Annotated in this window: 17 protein-coding genes; 12 read left to right on the top strand and 5 right to left on the bottom strand. The window is 68.4% G+C overall.

Going from position 1 to position 17201, the window contains the following annotated elements; translation table 11 throughout:
• Positions 1-82: 82 nt before the first annotated feature.
• The 7 genes from ACWDTI_RS16840 (at position 83) to proB (ending at position 8388) form a co-directional block, all read left to right on the top strand.
• Positions 83-499, top strand: a complete 417-nt coding sequence (locus ACWDTI_RS16840) for a hypothetical protein (protein WP_449739375.1) — start codon at positions 83-85, stop codon at positions 497-499.
• Between the two features lie 20 nt (positions 500-519).
• Positions 520-936 (top strand): nucleoside-diphosphate kinase, encoded by a 417-nt coding sequence (ndk, locus tag ACWDTI_RS16845; RefSeq protein ID WP_449739248.1) that lies wholly within the window; start codon positions 520-522, stop codon positions 934-936.
• A 375-nt stretch (positions 937-1311) separates the two neighbouring features.
• Positions 1312-4764: a translation initiation factor IF-2 N-terminal domain-containing protein gene (locus tag ACWDTI_RS16850; RefSeq protein ID WP_449739249.1), complete on the top strand. Its 3453-nt coding sequence runs from the start codon at positions 1312-1314 to the stop codon at positions 4762-4764.
• Between the two features lie 313 nt (positions 4765-5077).
• Positions 5078-5389: a 50S ribosomal protein L21 gene (gene rplU / locus ACWDTI_RS16855; RefSeq protein WP_449739250.1), complete on the top strand. Its 312-nt coding sequence runs from the start codon at positions 5078-5080 to the stop codon at positions 5387-5389.
• A 36-nt stretch (positions 5390-5425) separates the two neighbouring features.
• Positions 5426-5689, top strand: a complete 264-nt coding sequence (gene rpmA, locus ACWDTI_RS16860) for a 50S ribosomal protein L27 (RefSeq protein ID WP_449739251.1) — start codon at positions 5426-5428, stop codon at positions 5687-5689.
• Positions 5690-5806: 117 nt separating this feature from the next.
• A complete protein-coding gene (gene obgE, locus ACWDTI_RS16865) occupies positions 5807-7276 on the top strand; it encodes a GTPase ObgE (protein ID WP_449739252.1) in 1470 nt (489 codons plus the stop codon).
• On the top strand, positions 7273-8388 hold the full coding sequence (gene proB / locus ACWDTI_RS16870) for a glutamate 5-kinase (RefSeq protein ID WP_449739253.1): 1116 nt from the start codon (positions 7273-7275) through the stop codon (positions 8386-8388). Before obgE ends, proB begins: the two co-directional genes overlap by 4 nt.
• Before the next feature lie 4 nt (positions 8389-8392).
• On the opposite strand, the gene ACWDTI_RS16875 is transcribed toward proB, so the two are convergent.
• Entirely contained in the window at positions 8393-9178 is a 786-nt protein-coding gene (locus tag ACWDTI_RS16875) for an acetoin reductase (RefSeq protein ID WP_449739254.1), read from the bottom strand.
• Between the two features lie 186 nt (positions 9179-9364).
• Here ACWDTI_RS16875 and ACWDTI_RS16880 point away from each other — a divergent pair, with 186 nt between their 5' ends.
• On the top strand, positions 9365-10537 hold the full coding sequence (locus ACWDTI_RS16880) for a hypothetical protein (RefSeq protein ID WP_449739255.1): 1173 nt from the start codon (positions 9365-9367) through the stop codon (positions 10535-10537).
• Here ACWDTI_RS16880 and ACWDTI_RS16885 read toward each other — a convergent pair.
• The 4 genes from ACWDTI_RS16885 to ectA all read right to left on the bottom strand — a co-directional run bounded on the left by ACWDTI_RS16885 (position 10446) and on the right by ectA (position 13907).
• Positions 10446-11417 (bottom strand): Sir2 family NAD-dependent protein deacetylase, encoded by a 972-nt coding sequence (locus ACWDTI_RS16885; RefSeq protein WP_449739256.1) that lies wholly within the window; start codon positions 11415-11417, stop codon positions 10446-10448. The two genes, ACWDTI_RS16880 and ACWDTI_RS16885, sit on opposite strands and share 92 nt — an antisense overlap.
• A 164-nt stretch (positions 11418-11581) precedes the next feature.
• The gene (locus ACWDTI_RS16890) at positions 11582-12019 is read right to left on the bottom strand and encodes an ectoine synthase (protein ID WP_449739257.1); all 438 of its coding nucleotides are present in this window, start codon (positions 12017-12019) and stop codon (positions 11582-11584) included.
• Entirely contained in the window at positions 12016-13287 is a 1272-nt protein-coding gene (ectB, locus tag ACWDTI_RS16895) for a diaminobutyrate--2-oxoglutarate transaminase (protein ID WP_449739258.1), read from the bottom strand. The genes ACWDTI_RS16890 and ectB overlap by 4 nt, the downstream gene beginning before the upstream one ends.
• Positions 13288-13376: 89 nt before the next feature.
• Positions 13377-13907 (bottom strand): diaminobutyrate acetyltransferase, encoded by a 531-nt coding sequence (gene ectA, locus ACWDTI_RS16900; protein WP_449739259.1) that lies wholly within the window; start codon positions 13905-13907, stop codon positions 13377-13379.
• Between the two features lie 200 nt (positions 13908-14107).
• On the opposite strand from ectA, the gene rsmD reads away from it, so the two are divergent.
• The 4 genes from rsmD (at position 14108) to ACWDTI_RS16920 (ending at position 17169) form a co-directional block, all read left to right on the top strand.
• The gene (gene rsmD / locus ACWDTI_RS16905) at positions 14108-14665 is read left to right on the top strand and encodes a 16S rRNA (guanine(966)-N(2))-methyltransferase RsmD (RefSeq protein WP_449739260.1); all 558 of its coding nucleotides are present in this window, start codon (positions 14108-14110) and stop codon (positions 14663-14665) included.
• Positions 14658-15728, top strand: a complete 1071-nt coding sequence (locus ACWDTI_RS16910; RefSeq protein WP_449739261.1) for a nitronate monooxygenase — start codon at positions 14658-14660, stop codon at positions 15726-15728. The genes rsmD and ACWDTI_RS16910 overlap by 8 nt, the downstream gene beginning before the upstream one ends.
• 11 nt (positions 15729-15739) lie before the next feature.
• Positions 15740-16228, top strand: coding sequence for a pantetheine-phosphate adenylyltransferase (coaD, locus tag ACWDTI_RS16915; protein ID WP_449739262.1), 489 nt, complete (start codon positions 15740-15742; stop codon positions 16226-16228).
• Positions 16229-16338: 110 nt separating this feature from the next.
• Entirely contained in the window at positions 16339-17169 is an 831-nt protein-coding gene (locus ACWDTI_RS16920; RefSeq protein WP_449739263.1) for a DivIVA domain-containing protein, read from the top strand.
• Positions 17170-17201 lie beyond the last annotated feature (32 nt).

The raw sequence follows: 17201 nt of genomic DNA on the forward strand, positions 1-17201 counted from the left end.
GAACTGTGACCCGACAACCGGTAGCAATGACGAGCCGACGACTGTGACAATGCCGGGTGCCGTGATCACTTCCGACGTGAGGATGTTCTTGTCTGCCGCGAATTCCATCAGTCGAACCGTCGCGATCGTTGCCGCCACCGTGGCGGTCGGGGCCTCTGCCGTCGGGGCCGCCGCCGCGGCGCCGGTCCTGCCGCCCGACGACCTGCCCGTCGCCGACGCGCCCGTAGCCCCGGGCGACGGCGAATACAGCTACCTCGCGACCCACGCCGTCACGAAGCAGGCCGCTGCCATGAAGATCCCGGACGCCATCGCCTCGCTGCCGGTCCCGGCCCAGTTCCGTCCGGCGAATCTCGCCCTGGCCGCCCAGTTCGACGTCGCACTGACCAGCGCGCTGCGCTCTCCCGGGGGCTGCCTGCAGGTGATCGTCGATCCGCGTTCGCGCGACGGCAATCTGTTCAACTACGGCTTCTTCCCGGTCGCGGCCCGCTACTGCCCGTGACCGGACGTTAAGGTGTGCTCGTGACTGAACGCACTCTCGTCCTCATCAAGCCCGACGGCGTGGCCCGTGCCCTGGTCGGAGACATCATCAGCCGGATCGAACGCAAGGGCCTGCGCCTCGTGGCGCTGGAGCTCAAGGCCGTCAGCGACGAGTTGGCGAGCGGCCATTACGCCGAGCACGAGGGCAAGCCGTTCTACCCGTCTCTGCTGGAGTTCATCACCTCCGGGCCGCTCGTCGCGGCGGTGCTCGAGGGCCCGCGGGCCGTGGCGGCATTCCGGCAGATCGCCGGCGGCACCGATCCGGTCGAGAAGGCGGTGCCGGGAACGATCCGCGGCGATTTCGCGTTGAGCACGCAGAACAATCTGGTCCACGGTTCGGACTCACCCGAATCGGCCGAGCGCGAAATCGCCCTGTGGTTCCCTGACCTGGACGCCTGACGTCCGGGTACCCCTCACGATCCGTGTGCGCCATGCGGCGCGGACAGTCAAACCCGCATAGTGTGCGGGGATCGCGTGGTGGTGTGGGATACTTGCACAGTTGTCGGTGGCACACTTTGCTTCCGTCAACTCAGATGAACGTCCGGCATCGGAACCCCGATGACCGTCTTCCCCGCCGAGGTTCGCCCGGCGGTGTGGAAGACGTCGGCCGGGCCAGGTCATCACCACGCAAGGCGCCGACTCGCGACCGGGAGTTCTCCGATCGCAGAGGAGACGCGAAGACCACATAACACCGGTCGGTGAGCGACCGGGACACAATGGAAGCCCTCGCGTGGCCGCGTCAGCACGACGCGCCCGGGGGCTCGAGGAGACTGAGTGACCGACAACGGGTCGCCGACTGACGCGAACGCAGCTTCAGGATCGGCGGAAGAATTCCCCACCAAACTTCGTGTGCACGCTCTGGCCCGGTTGCTGGGCCTGACCAGCCGCCAGGTGCTCGCACATCTCTCCGACCTCGGCATCGAGGCACGGAGTCCGCAATCGAGTGTCGACCGCGACATCGCGCGTGCGGTCGCCGACCGCGTGCGTGCCCACGTCGAAGTCGACGAAGCCGCCGTCGAGGTCGCGGCGCCCGAAGCCGCCGCCACCGAGGTCGCGCCGCCCGCCGAGCCGGCGAGCGAGATCCCACCCGCGCCGGAGCCGTCGGCCGGCGAGGTCGCCGAGTCGGCCGCACCCGAGCCGTCGGCCGGCGAGGTCGCCGAGGCCGCTGAGGCTGTCGAACCGGTCGAGGCCGTCGAACCGGTCGTGGCCGAGCCGGAGGGCGAGACCACTGCCGCGCCGGTTGAGCCGGAGTCGGCAGCCCCCGAGGCCGCAGCTGCCGAGTCGGCCGCGCCGGAGCCCGCTGCTCCGGAGTGGGCCGTCGAGGAGTCCACCGTCGAGGAGTTCGCCGACGAGCAGGCGATGCCGACGTTGTTCTCGGCGGTCGAAGAGATCCAGCACCAACCGATCGTGCCGAATCCGGAGGTCGCCGCCTCCGGTCCGCTGTTCCTGCAGCCACAGGCACCGGAACCCTCGGCGCGTTCTGCCCGTCCCGCCCAGCAGGGACCCGCCGCCGCGGGCCGTGGCCCGGCCACCCCGGGTGCCGACGAGTCCACGGCTGAGCACGCACCGAAGGCCTTGGAGACCACCGACGGCGCCACCGAAGAAGCCGACACCGCCGGTGACGACTTGTCGGGTGACGGCGAGAAATCGTCGCGTCGGCGGCGCCGCGGCCGCCGTGGCCGCGGCCGTGGACGGGGGGATCAGGCGGAGACGTCGGCGGACGAGACCGCCACCACCGACGAAGAGTCCGATGAGGACCGCGACGAGGACGCGACGCGCCCGTCGGGCAAGAAGGGCAAGAAGTCCAAGAAGAAGCATGCGCCGGAGTCGGACGCCGACACCGGCGAGTCCGCCGAGGAGTCCGAGTCCGACGAGGAATCGGCCGAGGAGTCCGACGAGTCGGCCTCGGATGACGGCGATCAAGCGTCGTCGAAGCGCCGTCGCCGGCGTCGTCGCCGCAAGGGCGGCGCCGAGAGTGACGAGGCCTCCCCGGACGATCCGCCGAACACCGTGGTCCACGAGCGCGAACCCCGCAGCAAGCGGGCGCGCGACGAGGTCCAGGGCATCTCCGGCTCCACCCGACTCGAGGCCAAGCGGCAGCGGCGGCGTGACGGCCGCGACGCCGGACGCCGACGCCCGCCGATCCTGAGCGAGTCGGAGTTCCTCGCGCGCCGCGAGGCCGTCGACCGGGTCATGGTGGTGCGCGAACGCAGCGCCAACAGCAAGATCGCGATCGACGGCGACGGCGCCACCACCACCGACGGCACGCCGGTCGAGGACTACACGCAGGTCGCCGTGCTCGAGGACGGTGTCCTCGTCGAACACTTCGTGACCACCGAGACGTCGTCGTCGATGGTCGGCAACATCTATCTCGGCCGCGTGCAGAACGTGCTGCCGGGCATGGAGGCAGCCTTCGTCGACATCGGTCGTGGGCGCAACGGTGTGCTCTACGCGGGCGAGGTCAACTGGGATGCCGCGGGACTCGACGGCGGTTCGCGCAAGATCGAGCAGGCACTCAAGCCCGGCGACAACGTGCTCGTCCAGGTCAGCAAGGACCCGGTCGGACACAAGGGTGCCCGGCTGACCACCCAGATCTCCCTGGCCGGCCGCTACCTGGTGTATGTGCCCGGTGGGTCGTCCACCGGGATCAGCCGCAAGTTGCCCGACGTGGAGCGCAAACGGCTCAAGACCATCCTCGGCAAGCTGGTTCCCGAGGACGCCGGCGTCATCATCCGCACGGCGTCGGAAGGTGTCAGCGCGGAGGATCTCGGCGCCGACATCGAGCGTCTCGAGAAGAAGTGGAAGGACATCGACGCCGCGGTCACCAAGGCCAACGGGTCGGGATCGACTGCGCCGCAAGCCCTCTACGAGGAGCCCGATCTGCTCGTGCGGGTCGTCCGTGACCTGTTCAACGAGGACTTCCGCAAGCTCGTCGTCGAGGGGCCCAAGGCGTGGGACCTCGTCGAGCGCTATATCAACGCCGTGGCACCCGACCTGATGGACCGTGTCGAGAAGTTCGACAGGCCGCACGCCGACGCGCCGGACTCGTTCGTGGTGCACCGGATCGACGAGCAACTCGCCAAGGCTCTCGACCGCAAGGTCTGGCTGCCGTCGGGCGGCACGCTGATCATCGAGCACACCGAGGCGATGACGGTCATCGACGTCAACACCGGCAAGTTCACCGGTTCCGGCGGCAACCTCGAGGAGACGGTCACCCGCAACAACCTCGAGGCCGCCGAGGAGATCGTGCGGCAGATGCGCCTGCGCGACATCGGCGGCATGATCATCGTCGACTTCATCGACATGGTCCTCGAATCCAACCGCGACCTGGTGCTGCGCCGGCTCACCGAGGCCCTGGCCCGCGACCGCACCCGCCACCAGGTCTCCGAGGTCACCTCGCTTGGTCTGGTGCAGATGACGCGGAAGCGTCTCGGTACCGGTCTGCTGGAGGCGTTCTCGACGACCTGCACCCACTGCGGTGGTCGCGGCATCCTCGTGCACGCCAATCCGGTCGAGGTCACCCCGGAGGACACCGCGCGCGACAACGGGTCATCGAAGCGATCCCGACGCGGCCGCCGGAAGCCGGAATCCGCGCCGGAACCGCACAAGCCGCTGCACAACCCGGCCGAGCATCCGATGTTCCGGGCGATGGCGGCGCACGCGCACGATCACGACCATGACCACGACGACGAGGTCGTGCTGGTCGAGGCAACCGAGGCGGAGACGGTGTCGGCCGGGGTCGAGACCGTGCCGGACACGTCGGTGACCGAGTCGACTGTCGCCGAGGCTGCTGCGTCCGAGGCTTCCCAGTCCGAGGGGTCGGAGTCCGAGGGGCCCGAGGCCCCCACGGCCGAGGCGGAGATCCCCGCCTCGGAGCCGACGGTGTCCGAGCCCGCGGCCGGCGAGCCCGAGGCGGCATCGGCCGAGGCGGCCACCGAGCAGCCGATCGCTGCGACCGAGCCCGAGGCCGCGCCGGACGGCTCACGGCCCTCCGCCCGACGGCACCGGCGTGCCGTGCGTCGGGCGGCGTCGCCGACGGTGCATTCCGAGCCGGTGGTGATGACCGTCGACGGTGGACCCGGACAGGATGGGGAGCCGCACCGGCCACTCACCACGTTCGGTCCGGTGGGCGGTTCGACGACTGCGGAAGCGGCTGCGCCCGTGCGGCGCCGGCCCCGGCGACGCGCCGCCGGCCGACCTGCCGGTCCGCCGCCCGCCGATCAGTGAGGTCGGCGGCCGTGTCTGCGGCTCGAACCCGCGTTGACGCTGGTTTGACCTGACCGGACACGGTCCCGTAATCTTGATTGGTCGCCTTCCGCGGAGGGTTTGCGCTGTGCCCGGAACACCGAGGGTTCGCCCCGGATGTCCGATCGGCCACGTGAAACCCGTCGGCAGGCCCCTCTGGTGTGAACCGTGGTGACTCCCCGGACGTTGAGAACGGGTTGCCCTGCGGCCCGCATCAGGCACGCACCACCCACACACCCGGGTGCTCGACAACGGCACCGCGGGTCCGACAGACGAGTTAAAGAGGACAGCTTCGATGGCAACGTACGCGATCGTCAAGACCGGCGGTAAGCAGTACAAGGTCGCTGAGGGCGACATTGTGAAGGTCGAGAAGATCGACAGCGAGCCCGGCAGCACCGTCAGCCTGCCCGTGGCGCTGGTCGTCGACGGCGCGACCCTCACCACCGACGCGGACAAGCTCGCGGCGATCTCGGTGACCGGTGAGGTCGTCGAGCACGTCAAGGGTCCGAAGATCCGCATCCACAAGTTCAAGAACAAGACCGGCTACCACAAGCGCCAGGGTCACCGTCAGAAGCTGACGGTCCTCAAGGTCACCGGCATCAAGTAATTCGATTCCCGAACCTATCTCAGGAGGACTGCAGAAATGGCACACAAGAAGGGCGCGTCCAGCTCGCGCAACGGTCGTGATTCCAACGCCCAGCGACTGGGCGTGAAGCGTTTCGGTGGCCAGCAGGTCAGCGCCGGCGAGATCCTCGTCCGCCAGCGCGGAACCAAGTTCCACCCGGGCGTCAACGTCGGTCGCGGTGGCGACGACACCCTGTTCGCGCTGGCCGCGGGGGCCGTCGAGTTCGGCACCAAGCGTGGCCGCAAGACGGTGAACATCGTCCCGGAGACCGCGTCGGTCTGACCCGGGCGGTTCTCCCAACACCACAGCTCTACACAGGGCGGGCAGGGTCATCATGTACCCGGCTCGCCCTGTTTGCTTTTTCTCCAGCTTTTTCTCGGCCCGAAAGGAAGTGACCTCGTGTCCCGGTTCGTCGACCGCGTGACGATCCACGTCGCGGCGGGTAACGGCGGCCACGGCTGTTCGTCGGTGCACCGCGAGAAGTTCAAGCCCCTCGGCGGACCCGATGGCGGCGACGGCGGCAACGGTGGCTCGGTGCGCCTCGTCGTGGACCCGCAGGTGCACACCCTGCTGGACTTCCACTTCCGTCCGCATGCCAAGGCCTCCAACGGAAAACCCGGGATGGGCGACAACCGCGACGGCGCGACCGGCGACGATCTCGTACTCAAGGTGCCCGACGGGACCGTCGTCCTGGACAGCAAGGGCATGATCCTGGCCGATCTGGTTGGCGACGGCACGACCTTCGAGGCCGCTCAGGGCGGCCGTGGGGGACTGGGCAATGCCGCGCTGGCGTCACGTGCGCGCAAGGCGCCCGGTTTCGCGCTGCTCGGCGAGGAGGGGCAGCATCGCGACCTCGTCCTCGAGCTGAAATCCGTCGCCGACGTGGGCCTGGTTGGCTTCCCGTCCGCCGGCAAGTCGTCGTTGGTGTCGGTACTGTCGGCCGCCAAGCCGAAGATCGCCGACTACCCGTTCACCACCCTCGCGCCGAACCTCGGGGTCGTGCAGAGCGCGGATGAGGTCTTCACCATCGCCGATGTCCCCGGACTGATTCCGGGTGCGTCGGAGGGACGCGGCCTCGGCCTGGAGTTCCTCCGGCATCTCGAGCGATGTGCGGTGCTCGCACACGTCGTCGACTGTGCCACTCTGGAACCCGGCCGGGATCCGGTCTCCGACATCGACGCGCTGGAAGCCGAACTCGCCGCATACAAGCCCGCGCTCGACGCCGACCACGGCCTGGGCGACCTGGCGTCGCGACCTCGGGTCGTCATCCTCAACAAGATCGACGTGCCCGACGCCGCCGATCTCGCCGACCTCGTGGAACCAGAACTGGCACAACGCGGCTGGCCGATCTTCCGGATCTCCGCCGTCACCCACCAGGGCCTCAAGGAGCTCACCTACGCGCTCGCGAAGTTGGTGCACGACTACCGCGAGATCCATCCGAAACCGCAGGCACGCCGACAGGTCATCCGGCCCAAGGCCGTCGACGAGGCCGAGTTCAGCGTCGTCGCCGATCCCGAGGCCGACGGCGGGTTCATCGTCCGCGGCGCTCGCCCCGAACGGTGGATCGCGCAGACCCAGTTCGACAACGACGAGGCCGTCGGCTATCTCGCGGATCGGCTCAACCGTCTCGGCGTGGAGGACGAACTGGTGCGACTCGGTGCGCAGCCGGGCGCGCCGGTCACCATCGGGGACATGACCTTCGACTGGGAGCCGACGACCCCGATGGGTGACGACGTCCCGATCACGGGTCGCGGCACCGACATTCGGCTCGACCGCAACGACCGCATCGGTGCCGCCGAGCGCAAGCAGGCACGTCGTCTGCGCCGTGGGCTGCCCGTCGACCCCGACGACACCGAGCACCTGTCGTGAGCGACGTCCGCGAGCGGATCGCCCATGCGCGCAGCATCGTGGTCAAGATCGGTTCGTCGGCGCTCACCGACCTGCACGACGGCCTCGACCGAGGCCGCCTCGACCGGCTCGCCGACGCCCTGGAGGCGCGCATGCGGGCGGGATCGGATGTCATCGTCGTGTCGTCCGGTGCCATCGGCGCGGGCATCGCGCCGCTGGGCCTGAAGAAGCGGCCCACGGACCTGGCCACCAAACAGGCCGCGGCCAGTGTCGGTCAGCTGGTCCTCGCACACGCCTGGGGCACCTCGTTTCACCGGTACGGTCGCGTCGTCGGACAGGTGCTGCTGACCGCCTCGGACATCTCCAACCGCGCCCATCACGCCAATGCCCAACGGACACTGGACCGTTTGCGCTCGCTCGGTGCGGTCGCGGTGGTCAACGAGAACGACACCGTGGCGACCACCGAGATCCGGTTCGGCGACAACGACCGACTCGCCGCGCTCGTCGCCCACCTGGCGGGTGCCGATGCACTCGTGCTCCTGTCCGACGTCGACGGCCTCTACGACGGCGACCCCCGCAAGGTGAGTGCGGATGGCCGGCGCGCCCAGTTCATCCCGGAGGTGCACGGGCCCGAGGACCTCGACGGGGTCATCGCGGGTTCGGGTGGCGCGCTCGGCACCGGCGGCATGGCCTCCAAGCTCGCCGCTGCGCGCCTTTCGGCGGATGCCGGGGTGCCGGTACTGCTGGCCGCCGCCGACCAGGCCGCACAGGCCCTGGCCGACGCGTCGGTGGGCACTGTCTTTGCGGCACGGCCGGAACGCTTGTCCGCCAGACGATTCTGGGTCCGCCACGCCGCCGACGCCCGCGGACAGCTGGTCCTCGACGACGGCGCCGTGGCGGCGGTGGCGCGTCGTCGGCGATCGTTGCTCGCGGCCGGCATCGTCGACATCCGCGGCCGCTTCCACGACGGGGACGTCGTCGAACTCGTCGACGCCGCCGGTGAGGTGCGGGCGCGGGGAGTGGTGAGCTACGACTCGGACGAGATCGCGCCGATGATCGGTCGATCGACGTCGGAGCTGCCCGCCGAACTGCGCCGACCCGTCATCCACGCCGACGATCTGGTCGCGCTCTGAGCGATCAGCGGTACACCAGACCGCCGTCGATCATGACCGACTGCCCGGTCATGTAATCGGCATCGGGGCTCGCGAGATACGAGACGAACGACGCCACATCGTCGGGAGTCTCGGCCCGCCCCACCGCGATTCCCTCCACGAACTTCGCATACGTCGCACCGACCGGGGCTCCGGTCAGGTCCGCGAATCGTTGATCGATGGTCGTCCACATGTCCGTGCCCACCACGCCGGGGCAGTATGCGTTCACCGTGATCTGTTCTGCGGCATACTCTTTGGCGGCTGCCTGCGTCAACGCCCGCACCGCGAACTTGGTGGCACTGTAGGGGCCGAGCATCGCGAAGCCCTCATGCCCGGCGATCGAGGACGCATTGATGATCTTGCCGCCGTGTCCCAACGCCCGGAAGGTGGCGGCCGCGGCCTGCATCCCCCACAGCACGCCGTCGACGTTGATCGCCCACAGCTTCGCGACATCGGCGGGTCCTGCGTCGTCGATCGAGGACACCTGGGCGATGCCGGCGTTGTTGACCATGATGTCGAGGCCGCCGAGCGTGCCGCTCACCGAGTCGACCGCCGCAAAGACCTCGTCACGGTCGGCCACATCGGCGGTCAGCGCAACGGCCTGCCGGCCGATCTCTCGGACTTCGGCGGCAACCTTTTCGGCGGCAACCTCATTGACGTCGACGATGCCGATGTCGGCGCCATCGCGCGCGAGTCGCAAGGCGATACCCCGGCCGATCCCTTGACCGGCGCCGGTTACCAGCGCGACCTTTCCTTCGATGCCAGCTGCCATGATCACTCCTAATCTCGGGTGGCGGTCGCCACTCGGCCGAATGTATGTGAGCCGGCGCACTGTCCGACAGGGTTGCCGAGAGTTGCAGAGTGGGTCGCCGCCGCAACCCTCCGCAACTCTGTCACCGGGAGTGTGATCGGCCTCATAGTCACCTCGACCATCGTTCGTCGAAGGAGACCCGGACACATGGAATCAACTGAAACAACCGCGGCCGCAACAGTATCGCCCACTCTGCCGGCTCCCGACGAGGTCATCGGCGCCGGCCCGCCGCGATGGGTGGGTTTCGGCGTGGCCAACCTCATCGTCGTCACCGTCCTCGCGGTCGGCAGCTGGTACCTGCTCGCCGACCCGGTGGTGAGCCCGTGGCACTTCTATCCGCTGCCGTTCAATGCCGCGCTGTTCTGGGCCATCCTGTTCGTGGTGTTCATCGGCTTCAACGCCGAGTTCACCGGGTTCAACCGTCTATGGCAACCGTGGCGGGGGCTGGCGATCGTGCTCACCAGCACCGTTTTCGCGGTTGCGGTCACCTGGGTGCTCGCCAATGGCCTGGGCCGTATCGACCCCGACTTCGCGGCCGGGCGCAGCGGCGGGCTCGGCTATTTCACCGGAGCACTGTTCGTCCTGTTCGGGTTCGGGACGTTCGTCATGGCGGTGCTCAACTGGCAGCACTGGCCGTGGCCCCAACTGGGGTTGCGCCAACCGCACATCGGCCTCGCCGAGATCGCCGCGATCGCCGGTCCGACGATGATCGCCTATTTCGTCCTCGGACTACCGTCGGTGTCGCAGGCGCAGATGCACCCGCTGATGTCCGTGGACACCGTGCTCGGGTGGTTCTATGCGGTGATCGTCGCCGTCATCCTCACCGGGCAGACCCTGGAGAACTGGCCCTGGCGACGTGCCGGAGGACCCGGACGCATCGCGCTCACGTCCACCATCTGCAACGTCGTCCTCGGCACCGCACTGTACTTTGCGGCGCTCCCGCTTATCAGGCTGCTGCTCGGGCCGGTGACGACCGCCTCGCTCGGTGACACCATCCACCAGTATCCCGCGCAGTTGGGTGTGTGCTGGGCGTTCTGGATGATCTTCTGGGCCAACGCCTTCGGCAACCGACCGACGCACCTGAGCAACCGTGCCAACATGGCGGTCCGGGTGGTCGTCACCTTTGGGCTGGCGGTGCTGACGTTCGTGTTCTACTACCGATTCGCCGCGCAGCACATTCTGCACGAACCCGCCGCGGCGCCGGGAATCGCGGGCAATGCGCTCGGGTTCATCGACTGGTGGGTGCTGTGGACGTTGTGGTACGTGGTCGGTTTCGAGTCGCTGGGGCTCGACCGGTTCCGTCGGCCGAGGCCGGTGTAAGAGCGCCGAGGGCCAGATCCGGCAGCACCTCCGACGCGAGGTGGTCGACCTTGAGGTCGGCGATGTCGTCGGCGCGGGTGGCGCCCCGGTTCACGATCACCAGGGTCTTGCCGGTGCGGTGCGCGTGCCGGGCGAACCGCAGACCGCTCATCACGGTCAGCGACGATCCGACGACGAGCAGCGCATCGGCCTCGTCGACCATCGAAAATGCCTGCTGCACGGTTGGTTTCGGGACGGACTCGCCGAAGTAGACGATGTCGGGCTTGATGATGCCGCCGCAGTCGGGGCAATCGATCATGGTGAAGTCGGCGGTGTCGTCGAGCGCGGCGTCGGCGTCCGGCGCGACCTCGATGGCGCCCCGGCCGCGGACCCGCTGCGCGAATGCGGTGTTGATGTCCTCGAGCTGCCGGGCCAGGCGGTGCCGGGAGATGTACCAGCCGCACTGCAGGCAGCGGACCCGGCCATAACAGCCGTGGAGCTCCAGGACGCGGCGCGTGCCGGCCTTGGTGTGCAGCATGTCGACGTTCTGGGTGATCACCCCGGTCAGCCGGCCTTGGCGCTGGAGCTGCGTCAGCGCCCGATGCGCCGCGTTGGGCTGCGCGGCGTCCATGTGGCGCCAGCCGAGGTGGTTGCGGGCCCAATAGTGGCGACGGAAGTCCGGCGACGACAGGAACATCTCCAGGGTCATCGGCGTACGGACCGGGGCACCGGGACTGCGGTAGTCGGGGATACCCGAATCGGTGGAGATCCCGGCGCCGGTCAGCGCGACGATGCGGCGTCCGTCGAGCAGGGCGCGCATCCGTTCGAGTTGTGCGGGCAGGTCGGCGTCGATCGGCGTCGGTTCGGCGGGGGACCAGCCGATCTGCAAACGCGTGCGCACCCTGTCCAGGATAGCGCCCCTTGCCGCCGATCGAGTAAGCGAGGAGCGGAGCGACGAAGCGCATCGAGATCACTTGCAGCAGTGGTGGTCTCGATACGGTCGCTCCTTCGTCGCGCCCAACTCGACCAGCGGAGGGAGGGCACCAGAGGAGAGGGATCCTCGGCTCAGCTGGAGGTGGTGGCCGCCGTGGCATGCTTTCCGGCCGGTTCCGGGACGGTGACCAGCGGATAGACACCGTTCTCGTCGTGCACCTCGGTGCCGACGACCGGCGGATTGAACACGCATAGCATGCGCATCTGCGTGTCGGCTTGCACGGTGTGGCGCTCGTGGCCGTTGAGCAGGTACATGGTGCCGGGTGCCAGCGGGTAGGTTTCGCCGGTCTCCCGGTCGGTGAGTGTGCCCTCGCCCTCGACGAGCCAGACGGCCTCGATGTGGTTGGCGTAGTGGAAATTGTTCACCGAGCCGGCGTGGATGGTGGTCTCGTGGAACGAGAAGCCCACCTGGTCGCCGCCGAGGACGATGCGCTTGGAACGCCAGTTGCCCAGCGGGTCGGCGACGTCGCGCTCGGTTCCGGTGATCTCTGCTGTGGTTCGGACGATCATCCGATCACCTCCTTGACGGAATCGGTCAGGATGGCCAGGCCCTGGTCCAGGTCCTCATGCGAAATGGTGAGCGGGGGAAGGAGTTTCACGACCTCGTCAGATGGCCCCGAGGTCTCGGCGAGCAACCCGGATTCGAACGCACGGGCGCAGACCTTGCCGGCCGCGGTCTCGTCGTCGAACACCAGACCGCGCACCATGCCGCGCCCGCGGGTGCTCAGCCCGTCGAAACGGTTGCCGAGCTCGGTGAACGCCTCATCGATCCGGTCGCCCTTGGCGAGCACGTCGAGCGTGAGCGCGTCGTTGCGCCAGTAGTGCTCGATGGTCTTGGTGGCGGTCACGAAGGCGGGATTGTTGCCGCGGAAGGTTCCGTTGTGCTCACCGGGCGTCCAGACGTCGAGGTCGGGCCGGAACAGGGTGAGCGCCATGGGAAGTCCGTAGCCGCTGATCGACTTCGACAGGGTGACGATGTCGGGCTTGATGCCGGCTTCCTCGAACGAGAAGAACTCGCCGGTGCGGCCGCAGCCCATCTGCACGTCGTCGACGATCAGCAGGATGTCGCGTCGGCGGCACAGATCCTCCAGTGCGCGAAGCCATTCCCCGCGTGCGACGTTCACGCCGCCCTCGCCCTGGACGGTCTCGACGATGACCGCGGCCGGACGGTTGAGTCCGCTGCCCGAGTCGTCGAGGACCCGCTCGAACCAGGCGAAGTCCTCCATCACGCCGCCGAAGTAGTTGTCGAACGGCATCGGGGTCGCGTGGACCAGCGGGACGCCGGCCCCGGCACGCTTCATGGAATTGCCGGTGACCGAGAGCGATCCGAGGGTCATGCCGTGAAAAGCGTTGGTGAAGCTGATGATCGACTCGCGGCCGGTCACCTTGCGGGCCAGCTTCAGCGCCGACTCGACGGCGTTGGTGCCGGTGGGGCCGGGGAACTGGATCTTGTAGTCCAGTCCGCGCGGTTCGATGATCGTCGAGGTGAATTCCTCGATGAAACGGCCCTTGGCGACGGTGGCCATGTCGAGACCATGGGTGATGCCGTCGTCTTCGATGTAGTCGATCAGGGCGGACTTCATCACCGGGTTGTTGTGGCCGTAGTTGAGCGCACCGGCGCCGGCAAAGAAGTCGAGGTACTCGCGGCCCGACGTGTCGGTGAGCCAGGAACCGGTCGCCCGGCTGAACACGGTCGGCCAGCCGCGGCTGTAGCTGCGCACCGCGGATTCGTGCCGGGTGAAGACGGAGTCGTCGATGGTGGACTCGAGAAGGTGCATGAGGCACTCCCTTTCGTCGTGTCGATCGAGAGATGATTGATCTGATGTATGGAATGAACTGCGGGGGAACGTATCTCGCTCCCACAGCATCACATCTGGGGGATGGGGGGCTCGAGCATGTACAACTGCTCGGGCTGGTGGGAATCGCCGCCGAAGACCTCGGCCGCGAACAGATCGCGGCGATCGAACCGCAATCCGCGGGCGTTGGCGACCGATTCGAAAAGTCGCTGCGAGGCAACGTTGTCGGGACTGATCGTGGTGTGCATTGCCACCACGCCGGTGCGTTGGGCGCGATCGAAGAGGCGGTGCAGCATGGTCGCGGCGATGCCGTGTCCGCGGTAGGCGTCGTCGACGGCGACCTGCCAGACCATCAGGGTGGAGGGATCGGTCTGGCGACGATAGCCGGTGACGAAACCGGCTGGGCAGCCATCGATCTCGGCCACGATGGACGTGGTGGCGAAGTCGTGGCACCACAGCACATAGGCGTAACTCGAATTGACGTCGAGAACTTCGGTGTCGGAAGCGATTTCCCAGAGTCGGGCGCCGTCGGCAGCGGTGGGCGGACGGTAGTCGACGGTGACGGTGGTTGTTGGGGTCGTGCTTGTTCGGTACGGGCTCATGACTCGATCGACGTTAACAACGCGTGTCGGCGAAGTCATGCAGCTTCCGAGATCGACCGCCGTCATGTCCGCTTTCCGCCTGCTCATCGGGGTGTTGTGACGTGGGACACGCCCGAGCTCGGGGTGCTGATGGGTCGGGCGAGTGGCGGGGGTGCAGGTCAGGCGCGGTCGACTCGTCGCCGAAGAGCACAATGGGCCCGGTGACGAGGATCATCGCGGGTGAGTTCGGCGGCCGCCGACTGAAGGTGCCCGAGCAGGGCACACGGCCCACCTCCGACCGCGTCCGCGAGGCCGTCTTCAACATCCTCGAGGCCCGCACGGACCTCGACGCCGCCCGTGTCCTCGACCTGTACGCCGGCTCCGGCGCGCTGGGACTCGAAGCACTGTCGCGGGGGGCGGCGACGGCTGTCCTGGTGGATTCGCGACGGGCGGCCACCTCGGCGATCGTCGCCAACGCGCGCGGGTGTGGGGTCGTCGACCGCGTCACGGCCGTGACGCGTCCGGTCGCGGCGTTCCTGTCCACCCCACCCACGGCCGGTTTCGGCCTGATCCTGCTCGATCCGCCCTACGACATCGCCGACTCCGAGATCGCCCAGACGTTGAGCGCGCTCGCGGCGCCCGAATGGCTGGCCGCCGACGGCATCGTCGTCGTCGAGCGTGCGGTGCGCGCCCCGGAGACCGAGTGGCCCGACGAACTGGAGGTGCTGGTGACGAAGAACTACGGGGACACCCGGGTGGAGGTGGCGGCGCGTGCCTGAGGTCGGTTGGCGGATCGGTTCCCTCGAGATCCCACTGCCCATCGTGGGGGCGCCGATGGCCGGCGGACCGACCACTCCGGCGCTGGTCGCGGGCGTGTCCGCAGCGGGTGGCCTCGGCATGCTGGCAGCGGGCTACCTGACGGCCGATGCGCTCGACGGGCTGATGGCCGACGTCGAGAACCGCACCACTCGGCCGTACGGCGTCAACATCTTCCTCTCCGGCCCCGATCCGGCGGCCGGACGCGCCGACGAACTCGACCGCTATCGGGCGGAGCTGGCCGATGATGCGCGCCGACTCGGCGCCACACTCGGTGAGCCCAGATGGACCGACGAAGAGGTCGACGCCAAGATCGACGTACTGACGCGGCGCTCGCCGTCGTTGGTGAGCTTCACCTTCGGCGATCCCGGCGCGGATCGGATCGCCCGGATCCATCGGGAGCGCGACATTCCGGTCGCCGTGACGGTCACCTCGGTCGAGGAGGCGGGCGGCGCGGCGGCGGCCGGCGCCGACGCGCTGGTGGCCCAAGGCATCGAGGCGGGTGGTCACCGCGGTCTCTGGTTCGACGACCCCGACCGGCAATCGGGCGGAAATGCCACGCCGACAGCCGAATTGACCGCCGAGATCACCTCGATGACGGATCTCCCGGTGATCGCCGCGGGTGGCATCGCCGACGGCGCCGGCATCGCCGCGGTCATCCGGTCAGGTGCGGTGGCGGCGCAACTCGGGACCGCCCTGCTGTGCTGTGACGAGGCGGGGACGTCAGAGCCCTACCGCCGCGCGCTGCTGTCGCAGACCTACGCGGACACGATCGTGACCCGAGCATTCTCCGGCCGCTCCGCACGTACCCTGCGAAACGGATTCGCCGACCGGCATCCCGACGCACCGGCGCTCTACCCGCACGTGCATCACCTGACCAAGCCGCTGCGCGCCGCGGCGACCGCGGCCGGCGACGCCGACGACATCAACCTCTGGGCCGGGACGAACTGGCGGTCGGTGACCGCCCAACCGGTCGCGGCGCTGATGGCTCGCCTGGCGGCCGACTGTCGCGACGCGCTCGCGTAGATTTTGCGCGTATGACCACCGCAGTCTTTCCTGGCTCGTTCGATCCGTTCACCATCGGCCACCGCTACGTCGTCGAGCGCGCCGCCGCCCGATTCGATCACCTGGTGATCACCGTGGTGGTGAATCCCAACAAGCGCGGTCTGCTCGGCGTCGACGAGCGCATCGCCCTGATCCGGGAGGACTGCGCCGACCTACCCAACGTGCGGGTCGACCGCTGGACGGGCCTGCTGGTCGACTACCTGCGCAACGAGGGCATCGCCACGATGGTCAAGGGCCTCCGCTCGGGCGTCGACTTCGACTACGAGGTGCCGATGGCCCAGATGAATCGTGAGCTCGCCGACGTCGAGACCATGTTCCTGCTCACCGACCCGAAGTATGCGCATGTCTCGAGTTCGCTGGTCAAGGAGGTCGCCAAACTGGGTGGCGACGTCAAACCCTTCCTTGCGCCACACATCTACGAGCGGGTCACCGCGATCCTGGCGGGGGAGCGGAACGTCTGACGACACGCCCAAACCATCGCGCCTCATCAATCACAGGCACACCATTCGGCACAATAGTCACAACTGTTTCACCGAACCGTTCCGAAGGCGTCAGCCGGATTGGGGTAGCTGTGTACCGGGTATTTGAAGCTCTCGATGAACTCGTCGCCATCGTCGAAGAGGCACGAAGCGTCCCGATGACCGCGGGCTGCGTCGTTCCGCGCGGAGATGTCCTCGAACTCCTCGACGACATCAAGGATTCGCTCCCCGGCGAGCTCGACGACGCGCAGGACGTCCTCGATCAGCGCGATTCGCTGGTCGGCAACGCCCGGCACCACGCCGACACCGTGATCACCAAGGCCGACTCGGAAGCCGAGGCCGTGCTCGCGCACGCCCGCGCCGAGGCGGACCGCATTCTCGCCGAGGCGAAGGCGCACGCCGACCGCATGGTGGACGAGGCCGGGGCCCACGGCCGCCAGCTCGTCGACGAGGCGACGGGGGAGGCGCACCGTCTGTCCGCCAGTGCGGCACGCGAATTCGAGGCGGTCACCGGGCGGGCGCGCGCCGAGGCGCAGCGCGCGATCGACGCCGGCAACAACACCTACGAGAAGTCGGTCGCCGACGGCATCGCCGAGCAGCAGCGCCTGGTCTCGGAGGCCGAGGTGGTCACCGCGGCCAAGTCGGAGGCCGAGCGGATCATCGACGCAGCCCACGCCGAGGCCGACCGCCTGCGTGGCGACTGCGACGTCTACGTCGACGAGAAGCTCGCCGGATTCGAGGAAATCCTCACCGGCACACTGCGTTCGGTGAATCGTGGCCGCCATCAGCTGCGTACCGGTGCGGGCATGCACGACTACGTCGAATACCCGCGGAGCGTCGACGATCCGGCCGGTCAGCGCGGCCCGACCGGCCACCACGCCCGCGACCGTGCCGACGACCACGGGACGCCCCTGGCCGTGTGATCTCGGGCAGACGCGAGGGCCGGGTGACTCCG

It is taken from the genome of Gordonia sp. NPDC003424, assembly GCF_053588655.1.

What these genes read in the sequence shown, in the direction of transcription:
- ACWDTI_RS16840 (WP_449739375.1), top strand. Translation starts at nt 83, where the DNA reads ATGTTCTTGTCTGCCGCGAATTCCATCAGTCGAACCGTCGCGATCGTT.
- rplU (WP_449739250.1), top strand. Translation starts at nt 5,078, where the DNA reads ATGGCAACGTACGCGATCGTCAAGACCGGCGGTAAGCAGTACAAGGTC.
- rpmA (WP_449739251.1), top strand. Translation starts at nt 5,426, where the DNA reads ATGGCACACAAGAAGGGCGCGTCCAGCTCGCGCAACGGTCGTGATTCC.
- ACWDTI_RS16875 (WP_449739254.1), bottom strand. Translation starts at nt 9,178, where the DNA reads ATGGCAGCTGGCATCGAAGGAAAGGTCGCGCTGGTAACCGGCGCCGGT.
- ACWDTI_RS16880 (WP_449739255.1), top strand. Translation starts at nt 9,365, where the DNA reads ATGGAATCAACTGAAACAACCGCGGCCGCAACAGTATCGCCCACTCTG.
- ACWDTI_RS16890 (WP_449739257.1), bottom strand. Translation starts at nt 12,019, where the DNA reads ATGATCGTCCGAACCACAGCAGAGATCACCGGAACCGAGCGCGACGTC.
- ectB (WP_449739258.1), bottom strand. Translation starts at nt 13,287, where the DNA reads ATGCACCTTCTCGAGTCCACCATCGACGACTCCGTCTTCACCCGGCAC.
- ectA (WP_449739259.1), bottom strand. Translation starts at nt 13,907, where the DNA reads ATGAGCCCGTACCGAACAAGCACGACCCCAACAACCACCGTCACCGTC.
- coaD (WP_449739262.1), top strand. Translation starts at nt 15,740, where the DNA reads ATGACCACCGCAGTCTTTCCTGGCTCGTTCGATCCGTTCACCATCGGC.